Source organism: Nocardia sp. NPDC005746 (assembly GCF_040630785.1).
Lineage (GTDB): Bacteria > Actinomycetota > Actinomycetes > Mycobacteriales > Mycobacteriaceae > Nocardia.
In genome coordinates this window covers 360,106-377,314 of sequence record NZ_JBEXYE010000005.1, presented here as the reverse complement: position 1 = coordinate 377,314, position 17,209 = coordinate 360,106, and the positions used below count along the sequence as shown (strand labels likewise).

The following is a 17,209-nucleotide window of genomic DNA, read 5'->3' as shown; positions in this document are numbered from 1 at the left end:
AGCGCCTCGACGGTAATGGTGAGCCCGGAAAACGGCGATATAAGCACGAGCGCGGCGCGATCGGGGACCGCGCCGGGGAAGGGGTGGGAGCATGGCTGGTCGGCCGGTCATCGAGATCCGCGAATGGGGACGGCCCGCGCGGCGGCGCATGCTGGACGGGCCCATCGTGTTCGGACGCGACGGCAGCCACGAGGTGCTCGCCGACGGCGGGGTGTCCCGGCAGCACCTGCGGCTGGTGCCCACGCCGACCGCGCTGTCCGTGGTCGACCTGGGCAGCCGCAACGGCACCACCGTCAACGGGGTGGCATTGACCGGGCGGCGCGAACTGATGACCGGCGACGTGGTGCGGCTGGGACGCTGCGAGATCCTGGTGCTGCACATGCCCACCGCCGAACCCGAAGGCTTCGACGGATCCGAGACCGTGCTCGGGCCCTCCGGCGTGATTCCCCGGCCGCCCGGCGCCGAACCCACGCCGCCGCCCGGCTGGGTGGCGGTCGCCAACCGGGTCCTCGGCCTCGACCCCACCGGGCAGCGGAACCTGTTCCCCGCCTTCACCGAACTGCCCAGCCGGATCCCGCTGCGGGTCTGGCAGGGCGTGCGCGTGCTGAGCATCACCGCGTACCTGGCGTTGATCGTCACGCTGTTCGTGCGGCCCGCGGGCGGGTTGTTCGTCTTCTTCAAGATCGTGGTGCCGCTGCTGCCCGGGCTGTTCCTGATCGCACCGGGCCTGTGGCGCAACACCTGTCCGCTCGCGGCCACCAATCAGCTGCCCCGGCTGCTGCGCTTCACCCGCGGGGCGACGGCGCCGGCCTGGTTGCAGCGGCGCGGGTATCTGATCGCGGTCGCCCTGTTCTTCGGCATCGCCGGATCCCGGGTGGCCGGACTGGATCGCAGCGGAATCGCGACGGGCACAGTGCTTTCCACCGTGCTGCTGGCCGCGTTCACCGGCGGCGTCGCGTTCAAAGGCAAGAGCGGGTGGTGCAGCAGCATCTGCCCGCTGTTCCCCTTGCAGCGCGCCTACGGGCAGACGCCGTTCGTGACGATCGCCAACAACCACTGCCGGCCGTGCCTGGGGTGCGCCAAGAACTGCTTCGACTTCAAACCGCGCGCCGCCTACCAGGCCGATATGGCCGACCCGGATCCCGGCTGGAGCGCGCCGCGCAAACTGTTCGCCGCCGCGCTGCCCGGATTCGTGCTCGGATTCATGGTGCTGGCCGGGTACCCGGGTGTCGCTGTGCCACAACGGTATCTGGCGCTCGGGGCGGCCGTGCTGGTCGCGGTGGGCGTCTACTTCGCGGTCGAGGCGCTGACCGGGGTGAGCGCGGCCGTGCTGTCGGCGGTGTACGCGGCCATCGCGTTGAACGGCTTCTACTGGTTCGCGGGGCCGGTGCTGCTCGGGGCGTTCACCACCGTCACAGGTGTCGGGGGAGTGGCCTGGCTGCGGTGGCCGATCAGCCTGCTCGTGCTGGTGGCGACGCTGCTGTTCCTGGCCCGCACCCGGGTCGGCGAACTCCAGTACGCGCTCACCACCGGCGCGCGCACCGAACCGGTGCTGCTGCCGTTCCCGCGCCCGCGCGAGGCCGAGAAGACCACGGCCCCGGGCGCTTCGGTGGAGTTCGACGGCCGCACCGTGGCCGCCGAGATCGGTGTCAGCCTGCTCGACCTGGCCGAGAAGGCGAACCTGCCGCTGGAGTCGGGCTGCCGCATGGGCGTCTGCGGCGCGGACCCGGTCGCCATTCTCGACGGCGGCGACAAACTGTGCGCACCCACCGGTGACGAGCGAAACACCCTGCGCCGACTGGGATTCGCCGACAACACCCGCATGGCCTGCTGCGCGCGCGTCAACGAAGGCGGCGTGCGCGTCTCGCTCACCCCGCAACCCGGCCGCGCCACCGGCGATCGGCCCGCCCACTTCGACCGCTCCCTGGTGAGCCTGGTCGTCATCGGCACCGGCATCGCGGGCGTCACCGCCGCCGACTTCCTGCGCCGTGGCCACCCCGACTGCGAGATCCACCTGGTCGGGCGGGAATCCCACGACTTCTACAACCGCATGGGCATCTCCCGGCTCATCCCCGGCCGCTCCGCCATGCAGGGGCTGTACCTGCAACCCGAGCAGTGGTACCAGGATCACCGGATCACGCCGTGGCTCAATACCCTTGTCACACATCTCGATCCACATGCCCGGCGAGTTCATCTCGGCACCGGCGATGTGCTGCCCTACGACCGGCTGATCCTCGCCACCGGCGCGTCCGCCGCGCTGCCCGAGATCGAGGGCCTGCACCGGCCGGGCAGTTTCGTGCTTCGGGAAGCGGGGGACGCGCTCGATATTCGGGCCTACGCCCAGCGGCGGTCGTGCACCCGTGCCGTGGTCGCGGGCGGCGGTCTGCTCGGGCTCGAGGCCGCGTACGCGCTGCACCAGCTGGGGCTGCGGGTCACCGTGCTGGAGCGAGGGGCCCGGCTGCTGAGCAAACAGCTCGACGCGCGTGCCTCCGCCATGGTCGCCGGCCACCTCACCCGGGCGCGGATCGAAGTCCGATATCGGGCCGAAACAGCCGCGCTGACAGGCGATTCCGGCACCGGCGGCACCGGCGGCACCGGCGGCACCGGCGGGCTGGGTGGACCCGGCGGGCTGGGTAGATCTGGTGGGCCGGGTAGATCTGGTGGGCTGGGTAGATCTGGTGGGCCGGGTGGATCTGGTGGGCTGGGTGGGCCGGGTGGTTCCGACCGGCACCGGGCCGATCCGGTGCGCGGCGTCGTGTTGAAGGACGGCACCGTGCTGCCGTGCGAGGTCTTCCTCACCGCCACCGGCATCAAGCCCAACACCGACCTGGCCCTGCGCGCCGGAATACCGTGTCGCCGAGGAATTCTCGTCGACGACCGCATGCGCACGGCGGCGCCCGACGTGTACGCCGCCGGTGACGTCGCCGAACACCGCGACCGCGTCCTCGGCTTGTGGCCCATCGCGGCCGAACAGGCGCAGGCCGCCGCCGTCAACGCGCTCGGCGGACAGCAGGTGCTCACCGCGGAGACACCCGCCACCATCCTCAAGGGCGTCGGCCTGGAACTGTTCAGCATCGGCCGGGTCGAACCCGAACGACACGACGAGGTGATCGTCGTCGACGGGTCGCCGCGGCCCTCCTACCGTCGCCTGATCCTGTCCCAGGGCCGGGTGGTCGGCGCGATCGTCCTCGGCCACCACCCGACCGATGTGGCCGCCGCCCAACAGGCCGTCCGCGCCCGCCTCCCGATCCCGCCGAACGCCCGCGAGGCCCTCCAGCGCGGGGACTGGTCAGCGCTGCGCTGAGATTCACGCCGTGCGGTAGGTGAGGATGCGCTCGCCGATCCGCAGGCTCCAGCCCGCCTTCAACTCCATCGGCTGCTGACCGACCCGAACCCAGTCCGCCGCACCGGGCGCCGCCACATAGGTGCCGCCCGGCGTGCCCGCGTCCCGCACGAACACCCGCCCCTTCTCGATGAACACGCGCGCGTGCACCCGCGACACGTGGCGGTCGCGCGCGATCACGATGGGCGAGGCCACCGCCCGCCGGACCGCCTCGTCGATCATCGGATCGCGCCCGATCACATACGGGCGATCCAGCGGATAGGTCTCGCCCTCGGCGCTGGTCAGCGAGGCGCCCGGGCCCGCCAGCGTGGATGTGGACGGCGGCCCGCCCGCGGCCCGCGTCTCGGCGACCTCGGGCTCCTGAACGTAGGCGGCCGTCGGCGGCTGCTCCTCCGGATCCGGGCGATCGTCCCGCCGCTCAGCGGGCTTCGACGCCGCCGGCTGCTTCGACAGGTCGGGGCCACCGGCGCGCGGAGTCGTCGCCGCATTCCGGGGATACGCCGGCCCGGCCTGGGGCATGGACTCGCCTCTCTGCGGGGAAACCGGCTGCGCACGACCGGCTTCCGCGCCCGTCGAAGGAGCGGGGGTGAAGCCGGTCTGCGACTGCGCGGGTGGAGGGGCCCGGCGGGTCACCTCCACATTCGGCCCGGAACCTGGCCCGGGCACGTGCGGGGTAGGCGGCGCGGAAGCGTGCTGGGCGGGAGGCGTCGATGGGTGCTCAGTGCGCGGCGTGGACGCGTGCTGAGTCGGCGGTGTGGATGGGTGCTGAGTCGGCGGTGTGGATGGGTGCTGAGTCGGCGGTGTGGACCCGTGCTGGGCCGACTGGGCAGGCGCGTGCTGGGTGGCCGGGGCGGACGCCCCGAACGGGCCGGACGTCGCGACCGGACCGGAGACCGGGGCGTGGCCGGACGCCGGGACGGGACGGGACGCCGGGGCGGGACCGGACGTGACGATTGGACCCGACGGGTGTCGAGTCGCCGGGGCGGATTGCGTCGGGGGCCGGTGATCAGGGGCGCGCTGGTGCGGGGGAGCGGAGTCCGGTGTGGAACGGTGCGCGGCCTGCGCGGGCGCGTCGCCGCCGCGCTGGGACGGGAGTCCGGAGACGGGCGCGTGCAGGACGACGCCGCCGCCGGGCACGACGCCTGCGCGCAGGTCGGTGTGCGGGGCCTCGCCGATCGCGCCGTCGGCGGACAGCACGAGGCGGCGGACCGTGTCCCGGATGATTTCGTCGGCCCAGGTCATGGCACGTTCGCCGGAGAGGACGCGGTGGCCCTCGGGCCCGTCGACAGTGGCGATGACCGGGCCGCGCAGCAGGATCAGGATGCCGCCCGCGGTGGGGGCGACCACGCCGAAGGCCGGGGGCTGGGCGGTGCTGCTGGTGAAGACGGTGGCGGCCAGGCGCTGGGCGATGGCCATGCCGGGGTCGGCCGCGGTGGCGGCGGTCTCGACCGCGCCGAGGATGCGGTCCGTGGACGGGCTCTCGCCGTGCAGGACGATGACCACGCTTCCGAACCGGGCGACCAGTCCGTCCCCGGGTATCACCCCGACCGTCGTCGGAATCCGACCCATGCGCGCCTCCCTCTCCCCGCGCTCGGAATATCGCAGCCAAGCATATGGCCGTTCCACACCCGTGCCTATGGCCCGTTCCACGGCCGTTCGCGGCGACACGTGATCGGTCCGATCGCGGCAATGCGGCCCGAAGCGGCAATCCGGAGGCCAGGATCGAGGCATCGTGCCGGGGCAGTCGGCCCCGGCGGCACCCGATGAGGACCGAACCATGACGGGCTCGATCATCAGGACCACCACCGCCTCGGCGGCCACCCTCGCCACCGTGGCCGCGCTCACCGCCCTGGCCGCCCCCGCCGGGGCCACCGGCACCCGCGTCGGCATCGACCCGGGCATCAGCTTCGGCCCGGCCACCAACTACGGCACCGGTTGCAGCTACGACATCGACGGGATCGTCGACGACCCGGTCACCCCGGTCGTGTTCTACGACAACAGCATTCCCTTCGCCGTCGCCGACCCCTCCGGCTCGCTGGCGCAGGCCCGCTGGACCCCCACCACGCCCGGACCGCACCGCCTGCAGATCTGGCAGCGCCACGCCGGCTCCCCGGACGTCTTCCCCTACGTCGACATCCAGGTCGGCACCGGACTGCCCACCGGATCGGGCTGCGCCGTCACCGGCTGACCGCCGCCCCGGCTGGCCGCCGCGCCGTGCCTGGCTGACCGCCGTGCCGGGCCGGTCGGCGCACCATCCCCAGATGGCAGCCGTGCTGTGTCTGACCGACCGCCATGTGTGCCTGGCTGGCGCGGCGCCCCCATTCGGCGGCCGTGTGTGGCTGGCTGACCGCCGCGCTGCCTGGTGACCGTCGCGGCCACGACCACGGGCATTTCCCGGAGAACGCCCATACGCGGGGCCGGCGCAGACGCGCGGACGGCGGATGGGAACTACAGGAAGGCGGCCAGCGCGGCCGGTTCGGCGGCCTTGCGGTCGGTGTCGACCAGGCCGATCCGGGTCCGGCGGTCGAGCAGATCGGATGCGTCCAGCGCGCCCTCATGGCTGACCGCGTAAGCGAATTCGGCCCCGGTGACATCCATGCCGGGGGCGACCTCCGCCGCCAGCGTCGGATGTTGGCGAGCCAGTTCCAGCACCGCGGCCGCCTCGCTGCCGTAGCGCTCGACCAGGCGCGGCGGGGCCTCGATGGCATCGCGCTCCGCACCGGAGACCGCGCCCACCAGCGGCAGCGCGCGAGTGCGGCACTGCCCGGCGGACAGTCGCGCGTGGCCGACGGCCGCGTCCACCGCGTCCTCGGCCATCTTCCGATAGGTGGTGAGCTTGCCGCCGACCACGGTGATCACGCCGGTGGGGGAGGTCAGCACCGCGTGCTCGCGGGAGATGTCGGCGGTGCTGTCGTCGCCGGTGCGCAGCAGCGGTCGCAGGCCGGCGAAGCTGCCGCGGATATCGCTGCGGCGCAGCGGCTCCCGCAGCACGGTGTTCACGGTGTCGAGCAGGAAGTCGATCTCGCCGTCGGTGGCGTGCGGGACGTCCGGCACCGGGCCGGGCGCCTCCTCGTCGGTGAGGCCCAGGTACACCCGGTTGTGCGCGGCCGGGAGCGCGAAGATGAAACGGCTGGTGCTGCCCGGGATCGGCACCGTCAGCGAGGCGATCAGGCCGCCGAACGCGGCCGCGTCGAACACCAGGTGGGTGCCGCGCGAGGGCCGCAACTCGATGCTCGGATCCACCTGATCGGCCCACACGCCGGTGGCGTTCACCACCGAACGCGCTGTCACGGACAGGGTTTCACCGGTCAGCGTGTCCCGCAGCGTGGCCGAGGTGCCGGTGACGTCGACGGCCTCGACCCGGGTCAGCACCGTCGCGCCCTCCCGCGCCGCGGTGCGGGCGATGGCCATCACCAGTCGCGCGTCGTCCACCAATTGCCCGTCCCAGGCCAGCAATCCGCCGCGCAATCCGGACCGCCGCACGGTCGGGGCCAGCCGCAGCGCCTCCGCGGCCGCCACCCGCCGCGAGCGCGGCAGCACCGACGCCGGGGTCCCGGCCGTGCGGCGCAGCACGTCACCGGCCAGGAATCCGGTGCGCACCAGCAGCTTCTGCGCCGCGCCGATACTCGGCAGCAGCGGCACCACCTGCGGCAGCGCCCGGGTCAGGTGCGGGGCGGTGCGGGTCAGCAGGATGTCGCGCTCGACCGCGCTCTCGTGCGCGATCCCGACCCCGCCGCTGGCCAGGTACCGCAGCCCGCCGTGCACCAGTTTGGAGCTCCACCGGCTGGTGCCGAACGCGAAGTCGTGCTTCTCCACCAGGACCGTGCGCAGCCCGCGCGCCGCGGCGTCCAGCGCCACGCCGACACCTGTGATGCCGCCGCCGATCACCAGCATGTCGATCGCGGACCCGTCGCCCAGCGCGGTCAGTTCCCGCTGCCGTCGCTCGCGATTGAGCGCGGAACTGGACGGAGCTGAATTGCTGGTCATGTCAGGGCCTTTCGTGGCGGTGTCGATGGATGGGGATGAGCTCGTGGCGTCGCGCCGCCGGAGTGCCGATCCGTCCGCGGATCCGGCGCCCGTCCCGTGCCCGCACCGACCCCGTCCGCGTGGACGGAATCGGTTCGCGGGCGCGGGATTCGGTCGCCGGACGCGTTCATCGCGGGCCGGATTCGCCGGGGGCGGGTGTGAGGTAGCCGTGCAGGGCGTGGGTCAGTTCGGCGTCGAGGTGGTCGCTGTCGACCGCCACGGCGAAGGCGGACGCGGACTGGACCGCGGATTGGGCGATGAGCAGGAGCATGGCGGCCATGTGCGCCGGATCGCCGTCACGAATCGAGTTGTCGGCCTGGCCTTCCCGGATCCCTCCGGCGAACAGGTCGATGAGGGCGCGCTGGTTGCGGCCCAGGCGTTCGAAGACGTAGGTCTGCATGACGTCGGCGTCGGCGCGGAAGATCTTGGCGAACAGCGGGTTCCGCCGGATCATGGAGCCGCCGCCGACGATCGCGCCGACCAGGCGTTCCCGGGCGGTGCCCGAGTTGGGGGCGGTGTCGGCGATGATCTCGCGCAGTTCCCGCACCAGCAGGTCGGCCACCAGGGAACCGGTGTCGGGCCAGCGCCGGTACACGGTGGGCCGGCTGACGCCCGCGCGGCGGGCCACCTCGGTCAGGGTGGTGCGCCGGACACCGAATTCGGCCACGCAGGCGCGCGCCGCGTCCAGGATCGCCCGGTCGACGGCGGAAGATGGTTCGGTAGAGCTCATGGTTGCCACCATGGGAGAGTAGTTGCCGTTACTGCTTGACATTCTATGTCACACTGTAACGCATGGTCGACACACAAGCAGCTTCCGCATCCACCGCAAACTCGGGCGAGCCGCAGGTCCGCCCGAGTATGGTGTGGGACGCCTGGGGCTCCCCGGCCGGACACAAACCACTGTCCGACCAGATCCGGGGACTGCTCACGCAGGTTTTCGGGGTGTCCGGCGAGCCGGTGACCCGTCGCAATGAGGGCGACGTGCCGCTGCGCGCCTCCGCCCTCGCACCGGAACAGCACGCCGGGCTCGTCGCCGTGGTCGGAACCGAGCACGTGTCCGTCGACCACCGCGACCGGCTGCTCCGCGCCGGCGGCAAATCCACCCCCGACCTGCTGCGCCGCCGCGCCGACGGGGAGCAGGACGCACCCGACGCCGTCGTCTTCCCCGCCGATCACGACCAGGTCCTCGCCGTCCTGAAGTACTGCGCCGCCAATGCCATCGCGGTCGTTCCCTTCGGCGGCGGCACCAGCGTCGTCGGCGGCCTCGATCCCGCGCGCGGCGGCTTCGGCGCCGTCCTCGCCCTGGACCTGCGCCGCCTCGACACCCTCACCGACGTCGACCCGATCAGCGGTACCGCCACCCTCGGCGCGGGCCTGTCCGGTCCGCAGGCCGAGGAACTGCTTGCCCGCCACGGCCTTTCGCTCGGCCACTTCCCGCAGAGCTTCGAATACGCCACCATCGGCGGCTTCGCGGCCACCCGGTCCTCGGGCCAGGCCTCGGCCGGGTACGGGCGCTTCGACGACATGATCCAGCGCTTCAAGGTCGCCACCCCCGCGGGCGATCTCGACCTGGGTCGCGCCCCCGCCTCCGCCGCCGGACCCGATCTGCGCGAACTGTTCTCCGGCTCCGAGGGCGCGCTCGGCATCATCACCGAGGTCACCCTGCGCGTGCACCCGGTCCCCGAGACCACCGGCTATCAGGCCTGGTCCTTCCCCGACTTCACCACCGGAGCCAACGCCCTGCGCGCGGTCATCCAGGCCGGGGCCGCCCCGACCGTCATGCGGTTGTCCGACGAGGCCGAGACCGGCCTGAACCTGGCCCGCGCCGGGGACATCGGCGGCGCGGCCGTCGGCGGCTGCCTCGCCGTCACCACCTTCGAGGGCACCGCCGCGCACGTCACCGCCCGCAGCGCCGAGGCCGCCGCCCTGCTGGCCGCCGCCGGCGGCACCGCGCTGGGCGAGGCCCCGGCCAAGGAATGGGAGCACGGCCGCTTTGCCGCCCCCTACCTGCGCGACGCGCTGCTGGACGTCGGTGTGCTGTGCGAGACCCTGGAAACCGCCACCACCTGGAGCAACCTCGCCAATCTGAAGGAGCGGGTGACCGCGGCGCTGGTCGACGCGCTCGGCCAACCGGCCCTGGTCATGTGCCATATCTCGCACACCTACCCGACCGGCGCCTCGCTGTACTTCACCATCGTCGCCAAGCAGGCGGAGGACCCGATCGCGGGCTGGGCCGTGGCCAAGAAGGCCGCGGGCGACGCCATCGTGGCCGCCGGCGGCACCATCACCCACCATCACGCCATCGGCGCGGATCACCGCCCGTGGATGACCGACGAGATCGGTGACCTGGGCGTCCAGGTGCTGCGCGCGGTGAAGAACGCCGTCGACCCCACCGGAATCCTCAACCCTGGGAAGCTGATTCCGTGAGAACCATCCGCTCCATCGCCCTGGTGACCAACCCGCTGTCCGGGCACGGCAAGGGCGCGCTGGTCGCCGTGGAGGCGGCTAACCGGTTCGCCGAGTTCGGCGTCGAGGTCACCGAGATCCTCGGTGACTCGGCCGCCGAGAGTGAACGTCTGGTCCGCAAGGCCCTCGCCGATCCGGACGCCCGCCCCGACGCCGTCGTCGCCGCGGGCGGCGACGGCCTGGTCGGCGTCGTGTTGCAGGCCCTGGTCGGCACCGGTGTCCCGCTGGGCCTGATCCCCGGCGGCACCGGCAACGACCTGGCCCGCGAACTCGGCGTCCCCGACGACACCGCCGCCGCGGTGGCCACCATCCTGGACGGCCGCACCCGCGCCATCGACCTCGGCACGGTCGAGACCGAGGAGTCGGGGCGCGCCATCTGGTTCGCCACCGTCACCGGCACCGGCCTCGACGCCCGGGTCACCCTGCGCGCCAACGCCTTGCGCTGGCCCAACGGCCCGATGCGCTACACCGTCGCGGCCCTGCTCGAACTCGCGGGCAAGCTCGCGGTGCCGTACCGCATCGAACTGACCGGTTCCCCGGACCACCCCGACGGCACGGTCCTCGAACTCGACGCGGTCATGGTGGCCGTCGGCAACACCCGCACCTACGGCGGCGGCATGCTCATCACCCCCGACGCCCAGATCGACGACGGCCTGCTCGACCTCACCGTCGTCGGCGCCATGTCCCGCCTGGAAATGCTGCGCCTGCTCCCGACCCTGTCCTCGGGCAAGCGCATCGACCACCCGGCCGCGGTCCAGTACCAGGCCCGCGAGATCCGCCTCACCGCCCCCGGCGCCCCCGCCACCGCGGACGGCGACCCGGCCGGACTCCTCCCGGCGCTGTTCCGCGCCCACCCCGGCGCACTGGACGTCCTCGTCCCCTGACGTCGACGCAGAGCTGTGCCCCATACCGGAAAGGTATGGGGCACAGCTCTGCCCGGTTACCTGCTTGTACAACATGTTGTACGGAGGAGTTGTACGCTATGTTGTACAGCAACCTGAGGGAGGATGAACCGATGCCGTCGTTGCCGATCTCCAAGGTCCGCGAAAATCTGTTCGGCTTCGTGAAGCAGGTCAACGACGACCACGACACCCTCACCGTGGTCACAAAGACCGGCGAGAACGCGGTCCTCGTCGCCGAGGCCGACTGGAACTCGCTCATGGAGACCCTCTACGTTCTGCAAACCCACGGCGGGATCCAACTGTTGAAGTCTGCGGCCGACGCGCGCGCCGGCCGCACGGTCGCACGCGCCCTGATCGACCCCGACGCGGCCGAGCCCGCGTCCCCGGAGGATGGGGAGGGCGAGAGCGCGGAGGCCGAAGTCATTCGCCTGCTGTTGTCGGAGTTGATCAGACGAGGTGCTACGCCAGAAGTCATCCACGACCTATTGGGTGAACGGCTATCGGAGGCAGTCGAGAACTCGGGAGCGTGACCACGTGCCCGACCGCAAGCTGACCTTCACCGCCCAAGGGTGGCGCAGCTACGAAAGCTGGCTGACCCGCGATCGCCAGGTACTGCGAGCCGCGAACAAGATGATCGACGCTGTCCTGTCCGACCCGTTCACCGGGATCGGCAAACCCGAGCCCTTGCGTCACCAGCTGGCAGGCCACTGGTCCCGCCGCATAACTCACGAACACCGCCTCATCTACTACGTCACCGACACCGAAGTGGCGATCGTCCAGGTAGGCGGCCACTACGACGACTGAGAGCCCCGAACCTGCTCTCCTCCATGTCGGCACAATCCGTCATGACGGTGGCATCGGTTGCCGCATAGCATCATTCGAGCAATTTCTGTCAGCGCCGGGAAGTTGATGGGGGACCGGCCTCGGGTGAGGAGCGAGTCGTGAGCTTCGGGTTCCGTGTCGGCGTTCCGGGGATGAGCGTGCGGGTATCGACCCGTGGCGTACGGACTTCCGTGGGTCCACGCATCGCAAGGGTCAGTATGGGCGCGGGCAGAACTCGGGTGTCCTCAGGATTCGGTCCTTTCTTCGCTTCCACGTCGCTCAGCGGTGGCAGGCGCGGCAGTACCGGCCAGCGGCGGTCGTCACGTCCGCGCGCGGCGCTGCCATCTCCGGCGCAGCTCGAACGGGCGCGCAGGCAGGCCGAACGCGCTCAGCAGGAAGCTGAACGCGCCGCGTTGATCGAGCAGCTGCAGCGATTGCGTTTGCAGATGACGAGCGTGCACCTGCAGCATTTCGAACCCGCGCGGCCGCCGGTGATTCCGAATCCGCCGCTGCCGGAACCGGCTCGTGTGTTGGCCGCCGCTCGCGCCTTCCACCTCTCCGGAATCGGAATGCTGGCGCGCAGCGATCGAGCCGCCGCGAAACAACGAGCGGACGAAGACGCTCGCCGGTACTCGATGGAGGAACAACAGCGGCTCGAAGCGGTGCACCAGCAGTTGATCACCGACGCCGCAGTGTGGTGGCAGCATATCGTCTCGAACGACGAGGGAACTGTTTGCGAGGCAGTAAATCTGGCGTTCTCCGACAACCCGGCTGCGGGTTGCGCTGTCGGGGTGGACGGCTCGGTGCTGTCCGTGGTGATGCGGCAACCCGACATCGATTCTCTGCCCGACCAGGCGCCTGGGTTCACCCCGTCCGGTCGGCCGATGCTGAAGGCCCTCACCAAGCGGGACCGTGCGCTGTGGTGGCTCACTGCGATGGGGTCCAACGTCATCGGCACACTGCTCGAAGGTTTCGCGGTCGCGCCTGGCATAACAGCGATCGACCTCGCCGTGCTCTCGCGGCTTCCCGATACGCAGCGGCTGGGATTCGTGGCCTACGGGCGATGGTCACGCGATGCGGTCGCGCGCGTTCAATGGAGATACCCGAACGACGCGCTGCGGTTTCTGGATATCGGCGAGGATGTCGCGTGTTCGATTACGACCTCGGCATCCGGTCGCACCGCAAGGACGATCAAAGCACTCGATATAGACAATCTGCCGGGTTTGCGAAGTTTGCTCGATCACGCCCAGGACGACTCCGGACCGGACGATGTCATGCTCGGTGGCATCGACGGTGATCTGCTGGACAACCAGAGCCGCTCGGTCGGGTCATCTACGGATCCCTACGCATTTCGTTCGTTTGCGGAGTGGCGGAACCAACCGGTCCAACCGCCTCGGATAATCTAAACGATTGCGCACCAATACTTCTCGCTCCAGGTCAGATGGTTTCGCTGCCAGAGCCCGCCTCGGATCGCTTGCAGATCACTTGTGCCTTCGGGGGAGCTGATGCCGACCTGACGCTCTTGCTGGGTGACCCTTCGGCGCACGTCGCCTCCGATGTGGACTTCATCTTCTATGGTCAGCCGAGCTCTGTGGACGGCTCCGTGCAGCTGCTGGGTAAACAGTCGGAAGGACCGCATGTCGTCGAGCGGGCCGAGCTGCGATTGGCTGCGCTCCCGCCGCGGGTTCAGCGGATCGCGATCGCCGTCAACATGGATGTGGACGCCGGGCTGAGCTGGGCCGCGCTGAGTTATGCCCATATACAGGTCGATTGTGCGGTGGGCGCGTGGTCATTCACGCCGCGCGCCGCTCCGGACATCCGTGCGATCGTAGTCGCGGAGTTGTTCCGGCACGTTGTCAACGGAGTGTCGTTGTGGGGCCTCCGCGCGATCGGCTATGGCTGGGCGGAGGGACTACCCGCGCTCGCTCGAGCTCACGGGGTGACCGTGAGCTGACCGCGTCAGGAATGCGGCCGGCTCGCATCAGGCCGGGCGGGCGATGAGCAGGTGGCCTGTCATCGGCCTGCTGGTGACCTCGCGCTGATCGACCGTGAGGCCGGCCCGTTCCACGGCCGCGCGGACTTCGGTGACCGGGCGCAGCGTGAATCCGTAAGGAGTGAAGGGCATTTTCGCCATCGCATCCGGATCGCCGATGCCGATCACCAAGCGGCCCTTCGGCTTCAGGACACGGGCCAGCTCCGCGCAGGCCGCGTCCAGTTCGGGCACGAAATAGATGGTGTTGCAGGTGATTACGGCGTCCAGCGAGTCGTCCGCCAGGGGCAGCCCGGTGAGCGACCCCTCGACCAGTCGCAGCCGGTTGGAGGACACGTCGGCCGAGTACTCGGCGCGCGCCTTGGCGAGCATGTCCGCGGAGAGCTCGACGCCGGTCACGGTGCCGGTGGTGCCGACCCGGCCCAGCAGCAGGGTGAGGCCGAGACCGCCGCCGAAGCCGATATCGGCGGCCGCGTCGGTGGGTGTCACCTCGGCGGCGGTGACCGCGGCCTCGATCAGGGGGCGGTTGCTGCGGTTGAGCACGCGGGCGACCACCTTGCCGAGACGGCCGCTGGGGTGGCCCAGCTGGCCGGCGACCGTCGACATCAACCGTGTGACAATCGGATTCATGGATTTCAGGCTACCGGCCGGTCGCCTCGAACGGGTCGTGTGACGACACGGCAACGACTCCGGTCACGACGCGGGAACAATGTGTCCGACGCAACGTGAATGCAACGAAACCTGGTCTACCCTGGCCCATTTGGCGCAGAACCTGAGAATTGGCCAAGGATCTGGGGGAACGCGCCGAAACGGCGGTAGGCTGGCCATCGAGGGCGGGGCTTTCGGTGTCCCTCATCCACCGAGAGCCCCGCCCTTCGGCTATCCAATTCGCCCCTGGGAAAAACCCGGTTCTTGGGCGATAATCCCAGCCCTTAGAATCACACGGTGACCAGCGCAGCCTCTGAGAACCCGCGTAATCGTGCCGATGCCCTCCCCAAGAGCTGGAACCCCAGCGACGTCGAGGCCGACCTGTACGAGCGCTGGGTAGGCGCCGGTTACTTCACCGCCGACCCGGGCAGCGCCAAGCCCGCGTACTCCATCGTGCTGCCCCCGCCGAACGTCACCGGCACCCTGCACATGGGCCACGCCCTCGACCACACCCTCATGGACCTGCTGACCCGCCGCAAGCGCATGCAGGGCTTCGAGGTGCTGTGGCTGCCCGGCATGGACCACGCCGGCATCGCCACCCAGACCGTGGTGGAGAAGCAGCTCGCCGTCGACGGCAAGACCAAGGAAGACTTCGGCCGCGAACTGTTCGTCGACAAGGTCTGGGACTGGAAGCGCGAATCCGGCGGCCAGATCCAGGGCCAGATGCGTCGCCTCGGCGACGGCGTCGACTGGAGCCGCGACCGCTTCACCATGGACGAGGGTCTGTCCCGCGCTGTGCAGACCATCTTCAAGCGCCTCTACGACGCGGGCCTCATCTACCGCGCCGAACGCCTGGTGAACTGGTCGCCGGTGCTGAAGACCGGCATCTCCGACCTCGAGGTCGACCACAAGGAGGTCGAGGGCGAGCTCGTCTCGCTGCGCTACGGCTCCCTGAACGACGACGAGCCGCACGTGATCGTGGCCACCACCCGCGTCGAGACCATGCTCGGCGACACCGCCGTCGCGGTGCACCCCGACGACGAGCGCTACCAGGCCCTCATCGGCACCACCGTGTACCACCCGATCACCGGGCGCCAGATCCCGATCGTGGCCGACGACTACGTGGACCCCGAATTCGGCTCCGGTGCGGTCAAGATCACCCCGGCGCACGACCCCAACGACTTCGAGCTCGGCCTGCGCCACAACCTGCCCATGCCGACCATCATGGACATCACCGGCAAGATCGCCGACAGCGGAACCGAATTCGACGGCATGGACCGCTTCGAGGCCCGGGTCAAGATCCGGGAGCGGCTCGAGTCCGAGGGCCGCGTGGTCGGCCGCAAGTACCCCTACATCCACCAGGTCGGCCACTCCGAGCGTTCCGGCGAACCCATCGAACCCCGCCTGTCCATGCAGTGGTGGGTCAAGGTCGAGGGCATCGCCAAGGCCGCCGGCGACGCGGTCCGCAACGGCGATGTGAAGATCCACCCGGCCAGCCAGGAACCGCGCTGGTTCGAGTGGGTCGACAACATGCACGACTGGAACATCTCCCGCCAGCTGTGGTGGGGCCACCGCATCCCGATCTGGTACGGCCCCGAGGGCGAGATCGTCTGCGTCGGCCCAGACGAGCAGGCCCCCGAGGGTTACGTCCAGGACCCGGACGTGCTCGACACCTGGTTCTCCTCGGGCCTGTGGCCCTTCTCCACCATGGGCTGGCCCGACTCCACCGAGGAACTGCGCACGTTCTACCCCACCAGCGTGCTGGTCACCGGCTACGACATCCTCTTCTTCTGGGTCGCCCGGATGATGATGTTCGGCATGTTCGTCTCCGACGACCCGGTGCTCACCGCGGGCAAGGACGCCAAGCAGGTCCCGTTCCAGGATGTGTTCCTGCACGGCCTGATTCGCGACGAACACGGCAAGAAGATGTCGAAGTCGCGCGGCAACGGCATCGACCCGCTGGACTGGATCAAGGAGTACGGCGCCGACGCCACCCGCTTCACCCTGGCCCGCGGCGCCCAGCCCGGCGGCGACCTCTCGGTCGGCACCGCGCACGTCACCGCCTCCCGCAGCTTCATCACCAAGCTGTTCAACGCCACCAAGTTCGCGCTCATGAACGGCGCGCAGCCGGGCGAACTGCCCGCCCGCGACACCCTCACCGACAGCGACCTGTGGATTCTGGACCGCCTCGACGAGGTCATCGCCGAGGTCGACGGCGCCCTGGACCGCTACGAGTTCAGCAAGGCCCTCGAAGGGCTCTACCACTTCGCGTGGGACGAATTCTGCAGCTGGTACCTGGAATTGGCGAAGGTCCAGTTCGCCGACTCCGAGGAGCGCGCCGCCGGCACCCGGGTCGTGCTCGGCACCGTCCTCGACGCCGTGCTGCGCCTGCTGCACCCGGCCGTCCCCTTCGTCACCGAGACCCTGTGGCAGGCCCTCACCGACGGCGCGGAGGGCGAGTCCATCGTCATCTCCTCCTGGCCGGCCGTCTCCGGCGCGACCGCCGACGCCGCGGCGGCCCGCCGCGTCGCCGACACCCAGAAGCTGATCACCGAGATCCGCCGCTTCCGCGCCGACCAGGGCCTGGCTGACAGCCAGAAGGTGGCGGCCACGCTGATCGGCATCGACACCGCCGACCTGCTCGCCCAGGAAGCCGGAATCGCCAACCTGGCCAAGCTCACCGCCGCCGGTGACGACTTCGCCGCCACCGCGTCGCTGGAGGTGCGCCTGTCCGCCGCCACCGTGACCGTCGAGATCGACACCTCCGGCACCGTCGACCTCGACGCCGAGCGCCGCCGCCTGGAGAAGGACCTCGCCGCCGCCCAGAAGGAGCTCGCCGGCACCAACGGCAAGCTCGGCAACGAGGCCTTCCTGGCCAAGGCGCCCGACGAGGTGGTCGCGAAGATCAAGGCGCGCAAGGAGATCGCCGAGGGCGACGTCGAGCGCGTCACCGCCCGTCTCGCCGAGATCGCCAAGCTGGCCGCCAAGTGAACGACGAACCGGAGCGCCAGT

General features: G+C 70.5%; 13 protein-coding genes. 9 read left to right on the top strand and 4 right to left on the bottom strand.

Annotated elements, in window-relative coordinates; genetic code table 11:
* Positions 1 to 91 precede the first annotated feature (91 nt).
* Positions 92 to 3,304, top strand: coding sequence for an FAD-dependent oxidoreductase (locus ABZ412_RS12745; protein ID WP_357279817.1), 3,213 nt, complete (start codon positions 92 to 94; stop codon positions 3,302 to 3,304).
* 3 nt (positions 3,305 to 3,307) lie between these two features.
* Here the strand turns inward: ABZ412_RS12745 and ABZ412_RS12740 are convergent, their stop codons facing one another.
* The gene (locus tag ABZ412_RS12740; RefSeq protein ID WP_357279815.1) at positions 3,308 to 4,912 is read right to left on the bottom strand and encodes an FHA domain-containing protein; all 1,605 of its coding nucleotides are present in this window, start codon (positions 4,910 to 4,912) and stop codon (positions 3,308 to 3,310) included.
* A 208-nt stretch (positions 4,913 to 5,120) separates the two neighbouring features.
* Between ABZ412_RS12740 and ABZ412_RS12735 the strand changes: the two genes are divergently transcribed.
* Positions 5,121 to 5,531, top strand: coding sequence for a hypothetical protein (locus ABZ412_RS12735; RefSeq protein ID WP_357279812.1), 411 nt, complete (start codon positions 5,121 to 5,123; stop codon positions 5,529 to 5,531).
* Between the two features lie 260 nt (positions 5,532 to 5,791).
* Here ABZ412_RS12735 and ABZ412_RS12730 read toward each other — a convergent pair whose 3' ends face one another.
* Positions 5,792 to 7,330, bottom strand: a complete 1,539-nt coding sequence (locus ABZ412_RS12730) for a glycerol-3-phosphate dehydrogenase/oxidase (protein ID WP_357279809.1) — start codon at positions 7,328 to 7,330, stop codon at positions 5,792 to 5,794.
* Between the two features lie 166 nt (positions 7,331 to 7,496).
* Positions 7,497 to 8,099: a TetR/AcrR family transcriptional regulator gene (locus ABZ412_RS12725; RefSeq protein WP_357279807.1), complete on the bottom strand. Its 603-nt coding sequence runs from the start codon at positions 8,097 to 8,099 to the stop codon at positions 7,497 to 7,499.
* A gap of 62 nt (positions 8,100 to 8,161) precedes the next feature.
* Between ABZ412_RS12725 and ABZ412_RS12720 the strand changes: the two genes are divergently transcribed.
* The 6 genes from ABZ412_RS12720 (at position 8,162) to ABZ412_RS12695 (ending at position 13,513) form a co-directional block, all read left to right on the top strand.
* Positions 8,162 to 9,796, top strand: coding sequence for an FAD-binding oxidoreductase (locus tag ABZ412_RS12720; RefSeq protein WP_357279804.1), 1,635 nt, complete (start codon positions 8,162 to 8,164; stop codon positions 9,794 to 9,796).
* Complete coding sequence (locus tag ABZ412_RS12715) at positions 9,793 to 10,719, top strand: YegS/Rv2252/BmrU family lipid kinase (protein WP_357279801.1); 927 nt, start codon at positions 9,793 to 9,795, stop codon at positions 10,717 to 10,719. The genes ABZ412_RS12720 and ABZ412_RS12715 overlap by 4 nt, the downstream gene beginning before the upstream one ends.
* A gap of 98 nt (positions 10,720 to 10,817) precedes the next feature.
* Complete coding sequence (locus ABZ412_RS12710; RefSeq protein ID WP_357279799.1) at positions 10,818 to 11,267, top strand: type II toxin-antitoxin system Phd/YefM family antitoxin; 450 nt, start codon at positions 10,818 to 10,820, stop codon at positions 11,265 to 11,267.
* A gap of 4 nt (positions 11,268 to 11,271) precedes the next feature.
* Positions 11,272 to 11,541: a Txe/YoeB family addiction module toxin gene (locus ABZ412_RS12705; protein WP_357279796.1), complete on the top strand. Its 270-nt coding sequence runs from the start codon at positions 11,272 to 11,274 to the stop codon at positions 11,539 to 11,541.
* 137 nt (positions 11,542 to 11,678) lie between these two features.
* Positions 11,679 to 12,965: a hypothetical protein gene (locus ABZ412_RS12700; RefSeq protein ID WP_357279794.1), complete on the top strand. Its 1,287-nt coding sequence runs from the start codon at positions 11,679 to 11,681 to the stop codon at positions 12,963 to 12,965.
* Positions 12,966 to 13,000: 35 nt separating this feature from the next.
* On the top strand, positions 13,001 to 13,513 hold the full coding sequence (locus tag ABZ412_RS12695; RefSeq protein ID WP_357279791.1) for a TerD family protein: 513 nt from the start codon (positions 13,001 to 13,003) through the stop codon (positions 13,511 to 13,513).
* Positions 13,514 to 13,540: 27 nt separating this feature from the next.
* Here ABZ412_RS12695 and ABZ412_RS12690 read toward each other — a convergent pair whose 3' ends face one another.
* The gene (locus ABZ412_RS12690; protein ID WP_357279788.1) at positions 13,541 to 14,179 is read right to left on the bottom strand and encodes a class I SAM-dependent methyltransferase; all 639 of its coding nucleotides are present in this window, start codon (positions 14,177 to 14,179) and stop codon (positions 13,541 to 13,543) included.
* A 315-nt stretch (positions 14,180 to 14,494) separates the two neighbouring features.
* Here ABZ412_RS12690 and ABZ412_RS12685 point away from each other — a divergent pair, with 315 nt between their 5' ends.
* A complete protein-coding gene (locus ABZ412_RS12685) occupies positions 14,495 to 17,188 on the top strand; it encodes a valine--tRNA ligase (RefSeq protein WP_357279785.1) in 2,694 nt (897 codons plus the stop codon).
* Positions 17,189 to 17,209: the final 21 nt, after the last annotated feature.